Source organism: Microbulbifer regidiadema (SeqCode) (assembly GCF_052466995.1).
In genome coordinates, this window is sequence record NZ_CP174297.1 from 1,088,782 (window position 1) to 1,107,522 (window position 18,741).

At 45.5% G+C, this 18,741-nt stretch carries 23 protein-coding genes; 2 read left to right on the plus strand and 21 right to left on the minus strand.

Going from position 1 to position 18,741, the window contains the following annotated elements; all coding sequences use genetic code 11:
• Positions 1–8: 8 nt before the first annotated feature.
• The 4 genes from ACJJIK_RS04505 to ACJJIK_RS04520 form a co-directional block, all read right to left on the minus strand.
• Positions 9–368 carry a cupin domain-containing protein gene (locus ACJJIK_RS04505; protein WP_444944349.1) on the minus strand — a complete coding sequence of 120 codons (360 nt, stop codon included), beginning with the start codon at positions 366–368 and terminating at the stop codon, positions 9–11.
• A 110-nt stretch (positions 369–478) separates the two neighbouring features.
• The gene (locus ACJJIK_RS04510) at positions 479–928 is read right to left on the minus strand and encodes a hypothetical protein (protein ID WP_444915333.1); all 450 of its coding nucleotides are present in this window, start codon (positions 926–928) and stop codon (positions 479–481) included.
• 918 nt (positions 929–1,846) lie between these two features.
• Complete coding sequence (locus ACJJIK_RS04515) at positions 1,847–2,254, minus strand: GFA family protein (protein WP_444930255.1); 408 nt, start codon at positions 2,252–2,254, stop codon at positions 1,847–1,849.
• A 103-nt stretch (positions 2,255–2,357) separates the two neighbouring features.
• Entirely contained in the window at positions 2,358–2,693 is a 336-nt protein-coding gene (locus ACJJIK_RS04520) for a hypothetical protein (protein WP_444894541.1), read from the minus strand.
• Positions 2,694–3,353: 660 nt separating this feature from the next.
• On the opposite strand from ACJJIK_RS04520, the gene ltrA (ACJJIK_RS04525) reads away from it, so the two are divergent.
• A complete protein-coding gene (gene ltrA / locus ACJJIK_RS04525) occupies positions 3,354–4,625 on the plus strand; it encodes a group II intron reverse transcriptase/maturase (protein WP_444944350.1) in 1,272 nt (423 codons plus the stop codon).
• A gap of 90 nt (positions 4,626–4,715) precedes the next feature.
• On the opposite strand, the gene ACJJIK_RS04530 is transcribed toward ltrA (ACJJIK_RS04525), so the two are convergent.
• The 9 genes from ACJJIK_RS04530 to ACJJIK_RS04570 all read right to left on the minus strand — a co-directional run bounded on the left by ACJJIK_RS04530 (position 4,716) and on the right by ACJJIK_RS04570 (position 10,222).
• Positions 4,716–5,153, minus strand: coding sequence for a hypothetical protein (locus ACJJIK_RS04530; RefSeq protein WP_444944351.1), 438 nt, complete (start codon positions 5,151–5,153; stop codon positions 4,716–4,718).
• A 472-nt stretch (positions 5,154–5,625) separates the two neighbouring features.
• Complete coding sequence (locus ACJJIK_RS04535) at positions 5,626–6,003, minus strand: hypothetical protein (RefSeq protein WP_444909073.1); 378 nt, start codon at positions 6,001–6,003, stop codon at positions 5,626–5,628.
• 414 nt (positions 6,004–6,417) lie between these two features.
• A complete protein-coding gene (locus ACJJIK_RS04540; RefSeq protein WP_444944352.1) occupies positions 6,418–6,603 on the minus strand; it encodes a hypothetical protein in 186 nt (61 codons plus the stop codon).
• Positions 6,604–7,071: 468 nt separating this feature from the next.
• Positions 7,072–7,554: a hypothetical protein gene (locus ACJJIK_RS04545; RefSeq protein WP_444944353.1), complete on the minus strand. Its 483-nt coding sequence runs from the start codon at positions 7,552–7,554 to the stop codon at positions 7,072–7,074.
• Positions 7,545–7,880, minus strand: a complete 336-nt coding sequence (locus tag ACJJIK_RS04550) for a hypothetical protein (RefSeq protein ID WP_444944354.1) — start codon at positions 7,878–7,880, stop codon at positions 7,545–7,547. Before ACJJIK_RS04550 ends, ACJJIK_RS04545 begins: the two co-directional genes overlap by 10 nt.
• Positions 7,881–7,937: 57 nt before the next feature.
• Positions 7,938–8,339: a hypothetical protein gene (locus tag ACJJIK_RS04555; RefSeq protein ID WP_444944355.1), complete on the minus strand. Its 402-nt coding sequence runs from the start codon at positions 8,337–8,339 to the stop codon at positions 7,938–7,940.
• A 403-nt stretch (positions 8,340–8,742) separates the two neighbouring features.
• A complete protein-coding gene (locus ACJJIK_RS04560; RefSeq protein WP_444944356.1) occupies positions 8,743–9,105 on the minus strand; it encodes a hypothetical protein in 363 nt (120 codons plus the stop codon).
• Positions 9,106–9,120: 15 nt separating this feature from the next.
• The gene (locus ACJJIK_RS04565; protein ID WP_444944357.1) at positions 9,121–9,738 is read right to left on the minus strand and encodes a hypothetical protein; all 618 of its coding nucleotides are present in this window, start codon (positions 9,736–9,738) and stop codon (positions 9,121–9,123) included.
• Between the two features lie 127 nt (positions 9,739–9,865).
• The gene (locus ACJJIK_RS04570; protein WP_444944358.1) at positions 9,866–10,222 is read right to left on the minus strand and encodes a hypothetical protein; all 357 of its coding nucleotides are present in this window, start codon (positions 10,220–10,222) and stop codon (positions 9,866–9,868) included.
• A 682-nt stretch (positions 10,223–10,904) separates the two neighbouring features.
• Here ACJJIK_RS04570 and ltrA (ACJJIK_RS04575) point away from each other — a divergent pair.
• Positions 10,905–12,176 carry a group II intron reverse transcriptase/maturase gene (gene ltrA, locus ACJJIK_RS04575; protein ID WP_444944359.1) on the plus strand — a complete coding sequence of 424 codons (1,272 nt, stop codon included), beginning with the start codon at positions 10,905–10,907 and terminating at the stop codon, positions 12,174–12,176.
• A gap of 1,249 nt (positions 12,177–13,425) precedes the next feature.
• Here the strand turns inward: ltrA (ACJJIK_RS04575) and ACJJIK_RS04580 are convergent.
• The 8 genes from ACJJIK_RS04580 to ACJJIK_RS04615 form a co-directional block, all read right to left on the minus strand.
• On the minus strand, positions 13,426–13,773 hold the full coding sequence (locus ACJJIK_RS04580) for a hypothetical protein (RefSeq protein WP_413662916.1): 348 nt from the start codon (positions 13,771–13,773) through the stop codon (positions 13,426–13,428).
• Between the two features lie 60 nt (positions 13,774–13,833).
• Entirely contained in the window at positions 13,834–14,244 is a 411-nt protein-coding gene (locus ACJJIK_RS04585; RefSeq protein WP_444944360.1) for a hypothetical protein, read from the minus strand.
• Between the two features lie 435 nt (positions 14,245–14,679).
• Positions 14,680–15,012: a hypothetical protein gene (locus ACJJIK_RS04590; RefSeq protein WP_444944361.1), complete on the minus strand. Its 333-nt coding sequence runs from the start codon at positions 15,010–15,012 to the stop codon at positions 14,680–14,682.
• A 140-nt stretch (positions 15,013–15,152) separates the two neighbouring features.
• Positions 15,153–15,761, minus strand: a complete 609-nt coding sequence (locus ACJJIK_RS04595) for a helix-turn-helix transcriptional regulator (protein ID WP_444944362.1) — start codon at positions 15,759–15,761, stop codon at positions 15,153–15,155.
• Positions 15,762–15,932: 171 nt separating this feature from the next.
• Complete coding sequence (locus ACJJIK_RS04600) at positions 15,933–16,643, minus strand: hypothetical protein (RefSeq protein ID WP_444944363.1); 711 nt, start codon at positions 16,641–16,643, stop codon at positions 15,933–15,935.
• 201 nt (positions 16,644–16,844) lie between these two features.
• Positions 16,845–17,273: a hypothetical protein gene (locus ACJJIK_RS04605; protein ID WP_444944364.1), complete on the minus strand. Its 429-nt coding sequence runs from the start codon at positions 17,271–17,273 to the stop codon at positions 16,845–16,847.
• Positions 17,274–17,545: 272 nt separating this feature from the next.
• A complete protein-coding gene (locus ACJJIK_RS04610) occupies positions 17,546–17,815 on the minus strand; it encodes a hypothetical protein (RefSeq protein ID WP_444944365.1) in 270 nt (89 codons plus the stop codon).
• Between the two features lie 111 nt (positions 17,816–17,926).
• On the minus strand, positions 17,927–18,271 hold the full coding sequence (locus ACJJIK_RS04615) for an immunity protein TriTu family protein (RefSeq protein ID WP_444944366.1): 345 nt from the start codon (positions 18,269–18,271) through the stop codon (positions 17,927–17,929).
• Positions 18,272–18,741 lie beyond the last annotated feature (470 nt).

Below are 18,741 nucleotides of genomic sequence, written 5' to 3' on the forward strand. Positions count from 1 at the left end.
TGTTAGCTTTATACCCACACATCATTTTTTGCAGTTAAATTACCGCCTGACTCACCCGTATTTACAACACCTTTTGGTTCAACCAACATAACTTTGCATTCATTCTCGGCAAAGGGCTTGTGCTCAACCCCCTTAGGCACAACCATCATTTCACCTTCGGATAAGTGAATAGTTTTATCTCTAAATTCGATACCCATTTCACCTTCGATCACAAAAAATACTTCATCGGTGTCTTTATGATCATGCCATGTGAACTCACCTTTGAACCTTGCTAGTTTGAATTGGTAATCATTCATTTCCGCTATCACTTTCGGTGACCAACACTCAGAAAATCTTGAGAATTTTTCTAGTACATTAATCTTGTTCATTGTGTCGATATCCATTGTTTATAAGCTAACGCCTCAATAACCGGCAGCTGGAACGAAGCGAAGCGTAGAGCAAGCTGTCCGGCGCCGTAGGCGCGAAGTTGATTGATTCGTTATGTGTTTTTGGCACCGAGATACCCTTTACTCAGTTTTGTCTTGTTGTACTGAGCGATATCAGTGAAAGGCCAATATGCCAACTCACCATGTTCTTGCCACTTTTCGAGAGTGCTTTGCCCGAAAGCCCCGAAACTGATTGAGTTAAGAAATCTGTCTCTGAAACTAGCAGAGGGCCACTTATACTCAATGTCTGACTTTAGGAAAAGAATCCAACGCGCTACAACAGACCGCTCTTCATTGGAAAGTGCCTCTTTGCCTCTAAGTTTGTACTCTTTCATATCGCTGTACAGACACCAAACCCCGTGATGAAAAACCTCCCATACAGCATCATCTTTTGACTGAGGTAAAGCATCTTCAAACTCATCATTTGTAATTATGCCAGCAACCAAGCTACGAATAAGCTCAGCAAGTTTATTTCTAGATTCTCGGTCAATCATGGTTTGCACATAACGTTGCTAGCAAGGGCAGCCGAAGCGAAGCGTAGGCTGTCCAGCCCGACCCCGAAGGGGTTGGGCGAGCTTGACTAGCCTGGTTATGTGTTGATGCTCAAAATACACGAGCACCCTCGGGTATGCGATTTTTAATGTTACTTTCCTCTTCTGTTAAGCAGTGGCACGTATTGCCACCAATGCCATAACGCCCGCTTGGGGTATAACGAAAATCAGGGAACTCTTTTTCGAGGCAGATATTCTCACACTTATTCCGACCTTTGCTTACGTCAGAGAATATAAGAAATAAACCAATGGCAATTACAGGAAGAAATACCCACTTGAAGATCTTTAACTCGAATGATGTTGGCTCCTTGTCTGGTAGACGTTCGTACAATTCTAATTTCCTATAGACACATAACGCCGCTAGCAAGGGCAGCCGAAGCAACGCGTAGGCTGTCCAGCCCAGCCCCGAAGGGGTTGGGCGAGCTTGCCTAGCCTGGTTATGGCTGGCGCGCTCGGGACCGACTACTAGCACTTTGCCAGCCATAGTTTGGCTGGCCGCTGCCCAATATTTACGAGGGAAGAATACCGCACTTTCCCTAACCAATTCCTATCTTACTGGCAATCCGCGAAATTGCAGCGGACTGCCTCTTTTTACAACACCCGAGCGAACACTCTTGGAGCGAAACTGCCTGAATAGTAATCAGTAAAATTGCTCAATACCAGATGCTATTTAGTGGCACGAAACCTTCAGTTACCACGAAAAATCAATAAAACCGACCGCCACAATAACGCCCATGGCAGGGGCGGGTTACCTTATGTGCGTTTTGCGCGAAAATGGGAGCGAAGCGACCGCGCAAAACGCACATAAGGTAACCCGTCCCGCAGAGGCCCGAAGGGCCGGAGCTTCATTGCCCGTGATTGTTATGTGGGTTACCCTCGGTCCGCCGGGTGGTTTACACCATCGTAGGTTGGAATACCTTCTACCTTTAGCGGGTTTATACCCTCTAGACACGCAACATTGAACCCGTATTGAGTTGGATTGGAGCGTCTCTGATGATGTGTGTAAACTCCGCACTTACCGCAGAAATAGTGTTTCGCTGTGTTGGTATTGAATTGATAGAGTTTCAAATGCTCCTGTCCTTCTAAGACAGTAATACCATCTAGCGAAACTGACGCAGCAATTGCGCCTCTCCTACGGCATAAAGAACAATCACAACGCCGAAGATCTATAAGGCCATCAAGTAGATCCAGCTCAATTTTTACAGAGCCGCAATGACATGAGGCTAAATGCTTTGGCTGAATTTTTACCCCATCAACCTCTTTTAGATTTAGGCTCATGACTCATTCCTTTTTGCTCACATAACGCCCCGCACAAGGGCAGACAAATAAGCGCAGCGTTTTGGCTGTCCCAGCGACCGAAGGGAGCGATTGCTGCGGTTTGTTATAAATCATTTGTAGAAACTGTAGCACCACAATGTATGCAACCTACCCTACCTGTAAACCAGTGAAACACAACGGACGACCAGCTTTTGTGTATAGAGGCAGGATGAACCCCATGCATACCCTGAATGGTTAAACACTTGTTGCAATTCGGGCAACGCACCCAAAACGCCAATACAAAATGAATAATTGCAAACAAGAAAAAACCGCCAAAGATCAAATAGTAGATGGGCATCTCATAAGTAACATCGAAGTAACCAAGAACAAAGGATGCAATCATACCCCCAAGAAACAACCAAGCAATATATGTGGCTATTGCATTCAGCTTTCCGAGCACAAAACTCTCCAAGATTTATAACGCCCGGCACAGCGGCAGTTTTGGAGCGACGAAGGAGCGGAAAAACTGTCCGATTGCTGCCGCTTGGTACGCCCAGCATGGGCGTGAACTAATGGGGTGAAAGTCCCCTGTAGGAGGATCACCGTTTAATGGTCTCCATTAAATGCTAACTACTAGCAAATGGCAACTGCAAGACCGTGAGGTCTTGTGGGGAGGAAGCCGCTAGCAAAGCTACGAGCTGACGAACAGAAACATCATATAAGGCTTAGCCTGGAGGCGAGGTAGCCAAGGATACCGAAGCCATGTGGTCTAACGGGTAGAGTAAATGATGCAGTTGTGTAGTGAAAGTTCACGCTCTTATCTGGGGAGATCTGTTCAACCGGCTGCTGTAAAGCTGTCAGCGTGGCCGCTGACTCATAAGTAGGCCCAGCCCGCTAGCCACCATCGCGGGGGTAAACAAAATTGGTGGAACACAGCGGCGCCTCGGCCAGTAATGGCCAAGGTGATTGAACAGAAGTCAGCCGACGGCATAGTAGCCTAATGCCAAGATTAATACCTTGGATACGGTGAAGGCCTGAACCCAAAATCCACGAGTTAAAAGACAGGGCTAGCCTACCGATGTGTTGCCAGCCGGATATAAAATTGACGTAGCGCACTGCCATGACACTCAACTCAAATGAAAATCTGCTTGAAATCATCCTCAGCAAAGAAAATCTTAATGCTGCATGGAAACACGTGCGAAGCAACAAAGGTGCCGCAGGCATTGACGGGATTACTGTCGATAATTTTGTGCAGCACTTCAAGGCAGTTGGCGACGACCTCATCGAGACTATTCGACAGGGTCATTACCAGCCGCTTCCCGTTAGGCGCGTCTACATTCGCAAGCCAGATGGTGGCCAGCGTGGTCTCGGGATACCTACGATCTTTGATCGTGTTATTCAGCAGGCTATAGCCCAAATCATCGGCCCCAGTTTCGATAAAACCTTTTCGGAGTTCAGCTATGGATTCCGCCCAAAGCGATCACAGCATCATGCGGTGAAAAAGCTACAGAAGTATATCGAAGGCGGGAAGCGAATAGCCGTAGATGTCGATTTATCTAAGTTCTTCGACCGGGTCAACCATGACTTCCTCATGAGTTTACTTGGCCAAAGAATCAGCGATAAGCGTTTACTCAAGTTGATCGCAAGTTACTTGCGTGCAGGAAGTGTAGAAGATGGATGCTGGAAAGCCTGTCATGAGGGGGTGCCACAAGGGGGCCCTTTATCGCCGCTGCTCTCCAACATTGTACTCGACCTGCTCGATAAAGAGCTGGAAAAACGCCGACATGATTTTGTTCGCTATGCGGATGATTTTGTGATTGTTGTTGCTTCTAAGCGCGCGGGTGAACGGGTTACGGCAAGTATTAAACGCTTTGTTGAGCGCAAGCTTAAGCTCAAAGTTAACGATACTAAAAGCCAAGTAGTTCCTGTCAGCCGCTGTAAGTTTTTGGGATTCTCTTTTCGCGGTGCAAGGCTCGTCTGGCATGATAAGTCCCTGCTCCAATTTAAATACCGCATCCGCCAGATTACAGGGCGATCCCGTGGTATTTCTATGGAAAAGAAACTGAAAGAACTTACCGTGTTCCTCCGTGGTTGGATCAATTATTTTGGTATAGCGCAAGGCTATCAAAAATGTATCGATCTTGACTGCTGGATACGGCGAAGATTGAGAATGAGCTACTGGAAAAACTGGCGTAAAGTGAGAACGAAAGTCCGAAACTTACTACGCATGGGTGTGAGTGAATCACTGGCTGTCACTTGTGGATCGTCCGGTAAGAGTTACTGGCGAAATGCAAAGACCGAAGGTATTCATATTGCACTCAACAATGAGCTTTTCCAAAAGATGGGTTTGATTTCTTTACGTGACCGCTGGGTAGAGATTCATTACGGATAGGGAACCGCCCATTGCGGACCCGCACGATGGGTGGTGTGGGGGCCGGTAGCTAGAAACTACCGGCTACCCGATTTAGGCACTGGACTTCGCCTAGATACCCAATACTGCAATGTGCCCATATTCTTTAATGTGTGTTTCTGCCCAAGCAACTAATTCTGAAATCATTTCCTGAAGCTGGTCTTTGCAAGGCTGGAAATTATTTTGGAAATAATCCCTAGTGCCACCAAATACAAAGCTTACGTTTCCGATAATTTCATTAAAATTTCTTGCTGATCTCAGTAATTCATTAAGTTCATTTAGCTCAGCTATGATCTTATTCCATGATTTTGAGTCAGCATCATTCATACTGTAGTGATCATAGCCAGGAATATTTCTCTCAAATATTGCTTCAATAAGACCAAAAATCTCTTCATCAAAGAATAGACTGGTCTCTTCCCAATGCTTTCCTTGGTACTTACCTAAGCTAAGTTCGATATAGCAAGTGCCTTCGAGCTCTGACTTGTCTTTGACTATCTCGATACGTTCCATGACTTAATGGCGCCTAACGCCGCTAGCAAGGGCAGCCGAAGCAACGCGTAGGCTGTCCAGCCCAGCCCCGAAGGGGTTGGGCGAGCTTGCCTAGCCTGGTTATGGCTGGCGCGCTCGGGACCGACTACTAGCACTTTGCCAGCCATAGTTTGGCTGGCCGCTGCCCAATATTTACGAGGGAAGAATACCGCACTTTCCCTAACCAATTCCTATCTTACTGGCAATCCGCGAAATTGCAGCGGACTGCCTCTTTTTACAACACCCGAGCGAACACTCTTGGAGCGAAACTGCCTGAATAGTAATCAGTAAAATTGCTCAATACCAGATGCTATTTAGTGGCACGAAACCTTCAGTTACCACGAAAAATCAATAAAACCGGCAGCCAGTGCGAAGCACGCTTTTGCCTGTCCGACGGAGGCCGCTTGCGGCCGGAGTGTAGTTGAGCGTTTTGTTAGGCATGCTCTCTACGCAGCTACTGAACACGGGTAACGCTCCCTTTGTTTGAAAACATTAAATGTTTTGCTCGCTTAGTGGTAATGCCCCAATCGTCGGTTTTCCACCGCTGATCACCAGCCTCGGTTAGAAATAGGATGGTATTCCAAGACTCAGATTTACTCCAAGTCACTGCTATAGCAAGGGAGTCGTTTACGGAGTAGTCACTAAAGCTCTCACCTTCGCGCTCACTTAGTAAAATGGTACCGTCCTTAATGAGGCTTTCTATGATGGTGGTTACTTCAATAGAGCTATGATCCCACTTCTCGAACTCCCATCTAAGCTCGATCAGGGACGACTCTTCGGATGCGCTTAGAGCGACAAGGAAGAAAGCATCTTGCTCAGTGATTATTTCCATATGATGCCTAACGCTAAGGCTGTGTTTTATACACATATTTGAATCCTATTCAAAGTCTCATACAGAGAAATAGCCTAATTTCCCGACTGGAATGAATGAAATTTAACCGTCTATAAGACCAAAAGCGCTTGAGTTTTACGCTAAATCTAGCGCTTTCCCTGGAGTAGAGCGCATATTGATTAAACAATCACCAGTATCCCTCTCTACTTAGGTATCTGATCTTGCCTGTAGTAGATAGAGTTGAAGCTCTCAATACTCTTGTAGAGCTTATCAGAGTAGTAATTTTCACTGGTTCACTTGTGTATAAAACTTAGCGCTAAGGTAATGGGCCGCGTTGTGGCGAAGCCACACTTTTAGCGGTCCAGCCGAAGGCGTTCATTGACCGCCTTGTTATGTGCTTACTGCATAAAGTAACTAAGGCATTGCTGCTAATGCTATTTTTTCAACAGTACTACCTGACAAATAGCGGTATTGGAATAACATTGCTAGCGCAGGAATAATGAATAGTCCTCCGAACCAAAAGACAACACCAAACACTCCACCAAAATGGCAAGTGACTATAAGAACTATTGTAATAATTGTTACTTCGAAATTTTTCAATACTCAAGACCATCCTTGCACATAACGCCGCTAGCAAGGGCAGCCGAAGCAACGCGTAGGCTGTCCAGCCCAGCCCCGTAGGGGTTGGGCGAGCTTGCCTAGCCTGGTTATGGTTGGCGCGCTCGGGACCGACTACTAGCACTTTGCCAGCCATAGTTTGGCTGGCCGCTGCCCAACATTTACGAGGAAAGAATACCGCACTTTCCCCAACCAATTCCTATCTTACTGGCACTCCACGAAATTGCACCGAACTACCTCTTTTTACAACACCCGAGCGAACACTCTAGGAGCGAAACTGCTTGAATAGCAATCATTAAAATTGCTCAACACCGGATGCTATTTAGTGGCACTAAACCTTCAGTTACCACGAAAAATCAATAAAACCGACCGCCACAATAACGCCGGTAGCAAGTGCCGAGAAGCGATAGCGACGAGGTCAAGCGCGAAGCGCGACCTTGCCTACCTTTGTTAAGTGTTTTTCCTTGCATTAACGCTCCGATTAATTATTAAGCCCAAGAGTGCTAGAACCCCGACCGTAAAAGAGGAAGCATAGCCATTGAGAAAATAAAGCTCTCCCTGCTCTTTAATAACAGCCAAATACATAAACTTGTCATTTGCCATGTCATAGAACCCGGATGCCAAGAACAATGAAAACAGAAAACCCAATAATACACACCACGACTTTTTGAATGAGGCAAACAAAAAGACCATACCAAAAACTACAGCTTGCACCCACATTCCAACAAAAGATGGAATTTTATCTGATACCTCAGCACTAATCCCCTGAGATATCAACAAGAGCGCCACTATTGAAGCTATCCTCATACTCATACACTTAACGCCGTTGACACAGGCCGGAGTAAGTGGCACAGCTTTTGCGTGTTTTTGCAAAAGGTGTGACCAGCCCGAAGGGCGATTGTGCTCAACCCTGTTATACGCTGCTAAGCCCATACAAACCATCCGATGACTACACCTAGGATTAAACACCCAAACCCTACTTTTACGGCCATGTTACGTTCGGCCCGATCTTCCAGTATTGCACCTTGTATATATAGGTTTAAGGCTTTGTTGGCTACTTCAGACCCCGGAAACTCCTTGTAAAAATCAAGCAGAGACTTCTGCACTTTTGGCACCCACGATGATGGGTGATCATCGTCAGGGCTGTAATCAAGAGCAGTTAGAATGGATGGGGCCTGAGTTTTTGCAAGCTCTCCAACTTCCTTAGCCTTGTCGTAATACTTAGATACATCCATATTTAAATTTTCGTATAACGCCAAGCTCACCTGCGGAGGCGCAATCTCGCCGGAGTCGGGTGCAGCGCCTGGTTATGCGCTTTACTTGATGTCAACAATTTTGGGCTCGTCATCATATATCAGCTCTATACGAGATGAAGACCATACACCGTTATTCTTGGTTACTTTCACAGAGTGAATCACATTTGGCTCAATGAAGCTCTGAACAACAAGCATCTCTGACGAATCAGGGTAAACCGTATGCTGTGTGATACTGCCACCTTCACCATATTCAATTTTATTTGAATAGTTCGGAGTCTTGATCCTTAAATAGGAAACCCTGTCATTATCGACTTTGATATATTCTCTGTGATCCGGATACCGTTCAACACCGTCTTTCTCGTATGTCTCGCCATTCTCTAGTTCGTCATAAAATCTATCAAAAGGGATTTTAACCGTCTTGCGTGTCGGATCTTGGAAAGTTTGGTAATTGATCTCAATCATTCGCTATATCCTGGCGCATAACGCCCGCACTGTGTTTTATACACATATTTGAATCCTATTCAAAGTCTCATACAGAGAAATAGCCTAATTTCCCGACTGGAATGAATGAAATTTAACCGTCTATAAGACCAAAAGCGCTTGAGTTTTACGCTAAATCTAGCGCTTTCCCTGGAGTAGAGCGCATATTGATTAAACAATCACCAGTATCCCTCTCTACTTAGGTATCTGATCTTGCCTGTAGTAGATAGAGTTGAAGCTCTCAATACTCTTGTAGAGCTTATCAGAGTAGTAATTTTCACTGGTTCACTTGTGTATAAAACTTAGCGCCTGCATTTGGGGCCGGAGCACGCAGTGCGGAGGTCCCAGCCCACGAAGTGGGCGAACAACATGCACTTGTTAGGCATTACTTCGCTAGTGGATTTGGACCAGCTGCCATGCATTGCCTCGACCCTTTGATTTGGTAGTTTTTATCCAGATAGATGCAATGCTCGCCGTCAATCGCGACGCTATGCCCTCCACCTTCTACTCGATATAGTTCTGAAATTGAAACAACGTACCCATTAGCTACGGCATAGGCGTGAAACTCGTAGTCAATCGGCTTCTCTGAACTTGCTAGGTTTTTTACATAGAACTCTTGAGCGACATCGAAAGCCTTGGAAACCTCTTCTGAGGCCACATACTTCTTATGTGGATACCACCTGGGATGCTCATATGAAGCCATAGCCAAAGATGCGAATAAAACTATGATAATCGCGAAATTTTTCATTGGGTGCCTAACGCCTCAAGAAGAGGCGCGCGCTTTTTGCGCGTCCTTCTTGCTTGACTTGTTAGGCACCTCTATAGCGTAGTGCCTGAATGTATTTGCTACTTTCAATGCCAACTCTAAATATCTGTCCGCTTCTTCTTCACTTAATGTGAAGTCTGGCAAGTGTGTTGCCTGATTTCGCAGTTTTCTAAGGCTATTGAATACAGATAATGTTTCTTTTGGTATTAACTCAAGCGAAATCAAATGGTTTGCTAGCTGATGAGTATGTGATTGAGCTTTTACTTCTAATCCTGCTTTTTCTGCCGCTGCAAATACAGCAACTTCAACATCTAACCAAGCTTCTAGTATTGCGGCTCTGGGAGATGCTTGAGCAATACGCTTGAATTGCTCGTATTGAGTTAAAACGCCCCTCGTTGTCGCTTGCTCCCAAGTTTTCTGAGGCTTTTCCTTTAGACTGGTTGCTTCGACTTCTGCTTGGACTAATTGCTTTTCGAATTTGGCTTCTACATCTTTGTATTTGAATTGAGACATTCGACCAAGCAAAGTTCTTACTTCACTTCGAAAAATATACCCCAACCATATAGCTGCAATAGGCCATACAACTGAGTCAATTATTTTTACCAGGTGATCCATATATTTCCTTATAGTTGCCTAACGCCGTTAGCATGGGCCGCAGGTAACTGGCGACTTTTGTGCGGTCTTTTGTACAAAAGGTGACAGTTGCCGGAGGTCCAGCCGAAGGCGAACATGCCTAACCTTGTTAACTGTAACTTTCATTGTATAGTTCGAATGCTAGCACTTTATCATCCCATGGTTTTTGCTTTGTGTGCTGCGGTCTTTTAAAACACTGCTCTGATTCTAGCTCTACGTCGAACTTTGAATATTGGGTAAATTCATAGTCTATATCGAAAGAGCAAACATTTCCATTTTGATTAATGAGCGAACCTATAAATGTTGAACCGCTATCAGGGATGATACTAATAAGCACTGATCGATCCAAAATCACACCAAACCTTTCAAGTTCGTTGTAAAAACCTACAGGCGCAACTGCACGCCCCTGATACCTTACATTCAGCTCGCGGATATTATTCCTAGATCTATTTAGTTGAATACTCATATACAGTTAACGCCTTGCTCACAGGCATTTTTGTTTTTGTGTGTTTTGTGGTACTAGCGAAGCGGCCACAAAAGGCGCAAAAATAAAAATGTCCTGGTGCAGCAACTTGGTACGCCCAGCATGGGCGTGAACTAATGGGGTGAAAGTCCCCTGTAGGAGGATCACCGTTTAATGGTCTCCATTAAATGCTAACTACTAGCAAATGGCAACTGCAAGACTGTGAGGTCTTGTGGGGAGGAAGCCGCTAGCAAAGCTACGAGCTGACGAACAGAAACATCATATAAGGCTTAGCCTGGAGGCGAGGTAGCCAAGGATACCGAAGCCATGTGGTCTAACGGGTAGAGTAAATGATGCAGTTGTGTAGTGAAAGTTCACGCTCTTATCTGGGGAGATCTGTTCAACCTGCTGCTGTAAAGCTGTCAGCGTGGCCGCTGACTCATAAGTAGGCCCAGCCCGCTAGCCACCATCGCGGGGGTAACCAAAATTGGTGGAACACAGCAGCGCCTCGGCCAGTAATGGCCAAGGTGATTGAACAGAAGTCAGCCGACGACATAGTAACCTAATGCCAAGATTAATACCTTGGATACGGTGAAGGCCTGAACCCAAAATCCACGAGTTAAAAGACAGGGCTAGCCTACCGATGTGTTGCCAGCCGGATATAAAATTGACGTAGCGCACTGCCATGACACTCAACTCAAATGAAAATCTGCTTGAAACCATCCTCAGCAAAGAAAATCTTAATGCTGCATGGAAACACGTGCGAAGCAACAAAGGTGCCGCAGGCATTGACGGGATTACTGTCGATAATTTTGTGCAGCACTTCAAGGCAGTTGGCGACGACCTCATCGAGACTATTCGACAGGGTCATTACCAGCCGCTTCCCGTTAGGCGCGTCTACATTCGCAAGCCAGATGGTGGCCAGCGTGGTCTCGGGATACCTACGATCTTTGATCGTGTTATTCAGCAGGCTATCGCCCAAATCATCGGTCCCAGTTTCGATAAAACCTTTTCGGAGTTCAGCTATGGATTCCGCCCAAAGCGATCACAGCATCATGCGGTGAAAAAGCTACAGAAGTATATCGAAGGCGGGAAGCGAATAGCCGTAGATGTCGATTTATCTAAGTTCTTCGACCGGGTCAACCATGACTTCCTCATGAGTTTACTTGGCCAAAGAATCAGCGATAAGCGTTTACTCAAGTTGATCGCAAGTTACTTGCGTGCAGGAAGTGTAGAAGATGGATGCTGGAAAGCCTGTCATGAGGGGGTGCCACAAGGGAGCCCTTTATCGCCGCTGCTCTCCAACATTGTACTCGACCTGCTCGATAAAGAGCTGGAAAAACGCCGACATGATTTTGTTCGCTATGCGGATGATTTTGTGATTGTTGTTGCTTCTAAGCGCGCGGGTGAACGGGTTATGGCAAGTATTAAACGCTTTGTTGAGCGCAAGCTTAAGCTCAAAGTTAACGATACTAAAAGCCAAGTAGTTCCTGTCAGCCGCTGTAAGTTTTTGGGGTTCTCTTTTCGCGGTGCAAGGCTCGTCTGGCATGACAAGTCCCTGCTCCAATTTAAATACCGCATCCGCCAGATTACAGGGCGATCCCGTGGTATTTCTATGGAAAAGAAACTGAAAGAACTTACCGTGTTCCTCCGTGGTTGGATCAATTATTTTGGTATAGCGCAAGGCTATCAAAAATGTATCGATCTTGACTGCTGGATACGGCGAAGATTGAGAATGAGCTACTGGAAAAACTGGCGTAAAGTGAGAACGAAAGTCCGAAACTTACTACGCATGGGTGTGAGTGAATCACTGGCTGTCACTTGTGGATCGTCCGGTAAGAGTTACTGGCGAAATGCAAAGACCGAAGGTATTCATATTGCACTCAACAATGAGTTTTTCCAAAAGATGGGCTTGATTTCGTTACGTGACCGTTGGGTAGAGATTCATTACGGATAGGGAACCGCCCATTGCGGACCCGCACGATGGGTGGTGTGGGGGCCGGTAGCTAGAAACTACCGGCTACCCGATTTAACTGTTGATTTCAATACACTCTGCACAATACAACTCACTCTCGCTTTCGTTTAGAAGATAACTAATTCTATATCGTTCGAATTCGATATTTGGATCGCTACCCTCTTGAATTGATACTTCAGTGGCCCCTACAAGGCTGGAAATCGCGCCTTTGTAGCCTTTAATTCTGAAAGATATCAGGTCATCCTTTTTCCGTGATCTTTGCACGGTAATAACACAACCCCGAAAATCGCCTCGAGTCTTTGGTGGCTCATCATATCGATACGACGTAATTTTCGAATATTTTCCAAACTCGTAATTCATAACGATGCAAAAGCAGTTAACGCCGCTAGCAAGGGCAGCCGAAGCAACGCGTAGGCTGTCCAGCCCAGCCCCGAAGGGGTTGGGCGAGCTTGCCTAGCCTGGTTATGGTTGGCGCGCTCGGGACCAACTACCAGCACTTTGCCAGCCATAGTTTGGCTGGCCGCTGCCCAATATTTACGAGGAAAGAATACCGCACTTTCCCCAACCAATTCCTATTTTACTGGCACTCCACGAAATTGCAGCGGACTGCCCACCTCTACCACACTTGAGCAAATACCCTAGGAACGAAACTGATTGAATAGCAACCAGTAAAAAGGGCTCAATACCGGCTGCAATTTAGTGGCACTAAAGCTTCAGTTACCACGAAAAATCAATGAAGCCGACCGCCACAATAACGCCGCTAGCAAGGGCAGCCGAAGCAACGCGTAGGCTGTCCAGCCCAGCCCCGAAGGGGGTGGGCGAGCTTGCCTAGCCTGGTTATGGTTGGCGCGCACTGAACCACCTATTTGCTCTCTACCAGCCAACTTTGGCTGGCCACTGCCCGATAAATTTAAAGGGAAAAATACCATACTTTCCCAACCGGTTAACTATCTGATTGGCACTCCATGATGGCGTAGCTGGCTTGCAGGGCTTGCTGACTTAAAACGATGGCACTGGAGCGAAACTGCGGTACCAAATTTCAGGAAAAATCTCAGAAAAAAGTGCTCAGATAGAGATTGATGCTTGCAGCAGCTACAGAACATCTAAAAATCGACCGCCACAATAACGCCGTGCGCAGCGGCGGCTTACTTTGTGTGCTTTTTGCACGAAAATGGGAGCGCAGCGACCGTGCAAAAAGTGCACAAAGTAAGATGTCAGCTGCCGCACCTTGTTATGTGGGTCTCAGGTATTTCTTGCCTACGAAGTAACAAACTATCATTGATACGAGTATGGATGAAACACACCAGGCAAAAACCCTACTGTAGTACTCAAGGCCACTAAAGAGCAAAAAACCATTAGGCACGAGTGCTATGAACATGCCAACCGGCATTGGAGCAAGTAAGACGGCCGAAAGTGGAACAAAAAGCAACAGTTTTATTGCCATATTCCACTGCACGCTTCTGATTTTCTTTGCATAAAAGTAGAGAGCGATTATCAATGGTGTGGACAACAACAACCAAAATGGAATACGCACAAGTAATTGCCAAGCTTGATCAATCATTTGTATCGCGATGTCCATATGCTCTATTTCCTGCTCACATAACGCCGCGTTCAGCCGTTTATCGGCTGCAACGCCTTGTTATAGCTTTTGCCCTCGATTAATTAGACTCTTTAGCTCTTCTTCACTATGGTAAGAATAGTATCTAGTATTTAAGAGTTCATTTAGTACTATCAAGTCTGTTTGGTTTGGAACCCATTTACCACAACCTGCATCATAAAGAGAGTTGATGGCTGCTAGAACAACTTCTCTATTTGTAGCACCTAGCATCTGGACTATTATTTCCTCTGCAGACTTGCAAACATATTCTGCTGATAGAATAAAATTGATCTGCCATTGCTCAGACTTCGACTCCCAAGTTTCAGACAAACGTATCCATTCTGCTGGAGAAAGTGTATTAGCTGCAGCATTCATTTCTTCTTGAAAAGACTCAACGTCGAACAAACGGGTATCACTTTTCTCAAGATTCTTTTCAAACTCATCAAAGGTCATAATTTCTTTGGGCTATAACGTTGCCAGCAAGGGCAGCCGAAGCGGAGCGTAGGCTGTCCAGCCCAGCCTCCAGCTGGGCGATCTTGCCTGGCCTGGTTATAGCTGGCGCGTACTGAACGACCTACTTGCTCTCTGCCAGCCACCCTTGGCTGGCCACTGCCCGATAAATTTACTGTGAAAAATACCATACTTTCCCCACCAGTTAACTAGCTGTCTGGCACTCCACAATGCTGCAGCTAGCTTGCAGAACTTGTTGGCTTAAAACGAAGGCACTTGAACGAAACTGCAGTACCAGTTTTCGGGAAAGTTTTCTGGCAAGGCGTATTCAGATAGAGGTTAGTTCTTGCAGTGTCTACAAAATATCTAAAAACTGACCGCCGCAATAACGCCCGCGTCATTTGCCGCAGCGAAGCGGAGGTCAAATGCACGCGTTTGTTATACGCTCGTATCTTTTGTTAGTTGATAGCCAAATTTAGTACCATTTGGCAAAACTTGATATTGCTCATCAATGTACGAAATATACATTACCCTTCCTTCGGAGCATTCTTCCCAGCCAGAATCTAGTGCAAATTTTATCGCGCTAGCTATGAACTTGGGGCGGATTTCGAAGTGCCAATTGTAAGGATCGATATACAGGATATTTCCCGTTGTTCCCTCTTTGTGAACTCGAATATGAGTATCGCTAGAGCTATCAATGGTATTGGCGTTGAGTACCCAATAATATCGAGTCCCATCAACAACTATCCCCCGCTTCACTGACCTACTCATTTAAGCCTAACTCTCCTTGCGTATAACGCCGCGCTCAGCCGCAGCTTACTTTGTGCGCCTTTTGCGCGAAAATTTGGAGCGCAGCAATCGCGCAAAAAGGCGCACAAAGTAAGGTGTCAGCCTGCAGCGCTTCGTTATGCCTAATTCTGGGGGGTTACCTGGACCTCAAATGGAACCCCGCTTGAAGCTGTAAACTTAATATCCGCAGATTGATGAAATTCTGTGAGTAAAACCGGGCTAGCCACAAGTACAAACCCAGTAGACTCATTGAATTCGTACACTTTCGTTTTTAACCGGATTTGCTTCTCCGGGGTTTGTTCGGCGTTTAGCTCAATTTTTAGCATGTTATCTATACGCATTTCACTTTCAGCGCCTTCCTCATTAAGAAGCTGAATAGATGCCAGCTGTTCATTATTTGAGCTGGCATCTACTTTGAGCATAATTGGAGACGCCGTGGAGAAAGAGGCGTATAGAAGAGATGCGCTCCCAAGTGCCAATATTGCAGTAATATAATTCTTGACTCGTTTTACGACCGCAAATTTTTCTGATTCATTTACAAGAATATCTTCTGGGATAATTGAAAATGCAGAAGAAATTGATTTAACCGACTCTTGGGACGCGTTACCGCTTTTCTCGATTCGCTGTATGGTTCTTAAGCTAACCGATGCCACTTCAGCCAGCTGCTGCTGACTCCAGGCTCGCGACTTTCGCAGGCTGATGATCTTGTTTGTATCTACTTGCACTTCCATTTCTCTGTCCTCTGAAAATTGAACTTAAATTTTCACCGGATCAGCCTTAATTAGTTACGTCATTCTTACGACATTAGTACGAAATTCATGCGACAGGCATAACGCCGCCAACACGGGCCGAGCGAAGCGAGGTCCGGCACCAGCTTGCTGGTGCATTCGTGCTTGGCCTTGTTATGAGTTTTTGATTCTTGGCACATTGTTCATAAACGCTACGATTTCATTAGCAACATTGCCTAGTGCTTTAGCAACGGCTTCCAATTCAGCTTTTTTAATTGTTTCACTAAAATTGGTATCGCTTGAAGATTTTTTAGTGGTGAAATCTTCTGTACTTACTATAGATTTCACTATAACCCCTGAACGGACATCAAGTAGTACCGCCTCTACGGAGCAATACGATTTGCTTTCGTTTGGATCGATAAACCTATATTTTTGATAAGATTGGCAGGAACTTCTGTACGCGAGTAATAAATCTGCTTGGAACCGTGCCGCAGCTTCTCTTAAAACCGGCACCGTCCTTTTTTCAGAGACCAGCATTGCAGGCAAGAACGACGCATCATATACCCGACTGGATGCTCTAAGCTTGGTGATTAGTGACTCAACCAAAGAATTATTCAGCTGCGTAAAATCACTTGAATAAAATCGCCAATAATTGTCGGTACTGAGTTTCAGTATTGCTATTCTGTTTTTCTCGGGCAGTTTTACCTGATAATTTAACAGATCGTTTATCTTCTTATCATCATCACCAAAGATAGCACCCTCTACAAGACCATCATTGGAGTTCGATGAAGCTTCTTGATAGTAACTCCCTGGTCGATCAACTGATCCGACAGTGGCGCACGCCTGGAGAATTAAACAGGCAATTCCTACGCATATTATTCTCATGTTTCTCCTTACTTACTTATTACTCATAATGCCCCGCTAAAGGGCCGTAGTGGAGGCAAACTTTTTGGGGTAGCGTAGCGTAAACCCCAAAACGAGCGCCGGAACGGAGGTCCAAGCCGCAACGCGGCTGAACTTTGAGCGGTTTGTTATGTGCTCATTGATAATAATCTATTGTGCCCGCTACCAATATCACAACTGATCTTAACGCACTATATGTTTTTCTACTTCATCTGCTTCTACACATAAGAGTTCCGCGACATCTTTTACAACCTCCGGAATTAACAAAGCCAGAGGAGGATGTTCTTTGAGAATATTGACAAGATTAACTTCGCCTTCCTCACGTATTTCAGACCAGAACCACCTAAAGAGATAATTTCTCTGCTCAAATTCCGGTAAGTCTGCCCATTTAAATCCACTCATCTTTTTGCCGTACTCACATAACGCCGCTAGCAAGGGCAGCCGAAGCAACGCGTAGGCTGTCCAGCCCAGCCCCGAAGGGGTTGGGCGAGCTTGCCTAGCCTGGTTATGGCTGGCGCGCTCGGGACCGACTACTAGCACTTTGCCAGCCATAGTTTGGCTGGCCGCTGCCCAATATTTACGAGGGAAGAATACCGCACTTTCCCTAACCAATTCCTATCTTACTGGCAATCCGCGAAATTGCAGCGGACTGCCTTTTTTTACAACACCCGAGCGAACACTCTTGGAGCGAAACTGCCTGAATGGCAATCAGTAAAATTGCTCAATACCAGATGCTATTTAGTGGCACGAAATCTTCAGTTACCACGAAAAATCAATAAAACCGACCGCCACAATAACGCCGTGCTAAACGGCGCGCGCTTTTTGCGTGTCCAGTGGAGGCCGCTTTCGGCCGGAACGGTGTTTGAGCACCTTGTTATAGGCCTTCAGTCTGCAGCCTTACCTACAATTTTAAGCTGTATACCACTAGCTATTTCTATGATTGAAGAAAGACTTACTTGAAACCAATACTCATCTCCAGCTTGGTCATAAAAGCTAAAGCAGAACTCCTGCTCATCTGCATCAAAGCCACCACGAAAAGAATCTGAGTGAAACATATCATCGGATTCGATTTCAGACCACTGGGAGATTGAATACGATTTGGCTTCAATTTGCTTACAGATTTTTACGAATTCTTGGGATATAGGTACTTCCATTACTCGAACCCTGCTGCTCTATAACGCCGGCCACACAGGCGAGCGCTTTTCGCGAGTCCAGCCAAATGCGTTTTTTTGCATTTGGCGATTGTGCTGGTCCTTGTTATGTTTTTAGCGCTCATAAGTTGCCACCTCACTGAGCCACCAGTTTAATTTGTCTTCGAGCAACCAAAGCTCAGGTGTTTCAAATACCTTTTGAAGCACTTGATTCTCGGTTTCGATATCGAGCGCCTCTACTACCAAGCTACCACTTTCCCATAGTGCTGCTCTAGCCAACAATCCATTTCCAGCTATTTCGATGTAGCGTGCTTTAACAGAATCGCCTAGTTCATCGGTGATTGAGACATCATATCCCTCAGCACCAAATATTTTGGATTTGGATGATTTCCAGTTTTCTAAGTACGCTAGTAACTCATTCATGGTGAAACATAACAGTGTATTCAAAAGCAGCTGCATTATATCACCTGTCAACATACCTCAGGAACAGGAAATCAAAAAACATATATAAATCAAACAGTTAACCGACTCTAGCATAAAAATACCCAAGTGGATATATTGCACCTGCACTATATCTTGTTATTTTGCTGATTTTGATCACAGGCGAAAACCATTCAAAATCAATAAGTTAACGCCTGTATTGGTGTGGATATGTGCAGCTGCTTTTGATCTTCGACATTAGTAATCCAGAAAACAGTAAAAGAAAGCGTTATGGATGATATTCCCCCTAACCTACCCTCTAAATCAGAGTATTTTCTGGATATTTTGCGTCAGCACACCCCCCCAAACAGGCACTATCGCACCAGATGCAATAAACTTACACCATTGAACAAAGAGATTTGTTCGCTTTAATCGACTGAAGCATCCTGCTGATATGGGGCGACTGGAGTTGACTTGCTCCTCACTCATCTTACTGTTCAGGGGCTCTG

Coding starts and splice junctions, on each gene's coding strand:
- ltrA (WP_444944359.1), top strand. CDS start 10,905: ATGACACTCAACTCAAATGAAAATCTGCTTGAAACCATCCTCAGCAAA.
- ACJJIK_RS04505 (WP_444944349.1), bottom strand. CDS start 368: ATGAACAAGATTAATGTACTAGAAAAATTCTCAAGATTTTCTGAGTGT.
- ACJJIK_RS04600 (WP_444944363.1), bottom strand. CDS start 16,643: ATGAGAATAATATGCGTAGGAATTGCCTGTTTAATTCTCCAGGCGTGC.
- ACJJIK_RS04610 (WP_444944365.1), bottom strand. CDS start 17,815: ATGGAAGTACCTATATCCCAAGAATTCGTAAAAATCTGTAAGCAAATT.
- ACJJIK_RS04535 (WP_444909073.1), bottom strand. CDS start 6,003: ATGGAAATAATCACTGAGCAAGATGCTTTCTTCCTTGTCGCTCTAAGC.
- ACJJIK_RS04530 (WP_444944351.1), bottom strand. CDS start 5,153: ATGGAACGTATCGAGATAGTCAAAGACAAGTCAGAGCTCGAAGGCACT.
- ACJJIK_RS04570 (WP_444944358.1), bottom strand. CDS start 10,222: ATGAGTATTCAACTAAATAGATCTAGGAATAATATCCGCGAGCTGAAT.
- ACJJIK_RS04555 (WP_444944355.1), bottom strand. CDS start 8,339: ATGATTGAGATCAATTACCAAACTTTCCAAGATCCGACACGCAAGACG.
- ACJJIK_RS04615 (WP_444944366.1), bottom strand. CDS start 18,271: ATGCAGCTGCTTTTGAATACACTGTTATGTTTCACCATGAATGAGTTA.
- ACJJIK_RS04590 (WP_444944361.1), bottom strand. CDS start 15,012: ATGAGTAGGTCAGTGAAGCGGGGGATAGTTGTTGATGGGACTCGATAT.
- ACJJIK_RS04545 (WP_444944353.1), bottom strand. CDS start 7,554: ATGGGCTTAGCAGCGTATAACAGGGTTGAGCACAATCGCCCTTCGGGC.
- ACJJIK_RS04580 (WP_413662916.1), bottom strand. CDS start 13,773: ATGGACATCGCGATACAAATGATTGATCAAGCTTGGCAATTACTTGTG.
- ACJJIK_RS04560 (WP_444944356.1), bottom strand. CDS start 9,105: ATGAAAAATTTCGCGATTATCATAGTTTTATTCGCATCTTTGGCTATG.
- ACJJIK_RS04515 (WP_444930255.1), bottom strand. CDS start 2,254: ATGAGCCTAAATCTAAAAGAGGTTGATGGGGTAAAAATTCAGCCAAAG.
- ACJJIK_RS04565 (WP_444944357.1), bottom strand. CDS start 9,738: ATGGATCACCTGGTAAAAATAATTGACTCAGTTGTATGGCCTATTGCA.
- ACJJIK_RS04585 (WP_444944360.1), bottom strand. CDS start 14,244: ATGACCTTTGATGAGTTTGAAAAGAATCTTGAGAAAAGTGATACCCGT.
- ltrA (WP_444944350.1), top strand. CDS start 3,354: ATGACACTCAACTCAAATGAAAATCTGCTTGAAATCATCCTCAGCAAA.
- ACJJIK_RS04595 (WP_444944362.1), bottom strand. CDS start 15,761: ATGGAAGTGCAAGTAGATACAAACAAGATCATCAGCCTGCGAAAGTCG.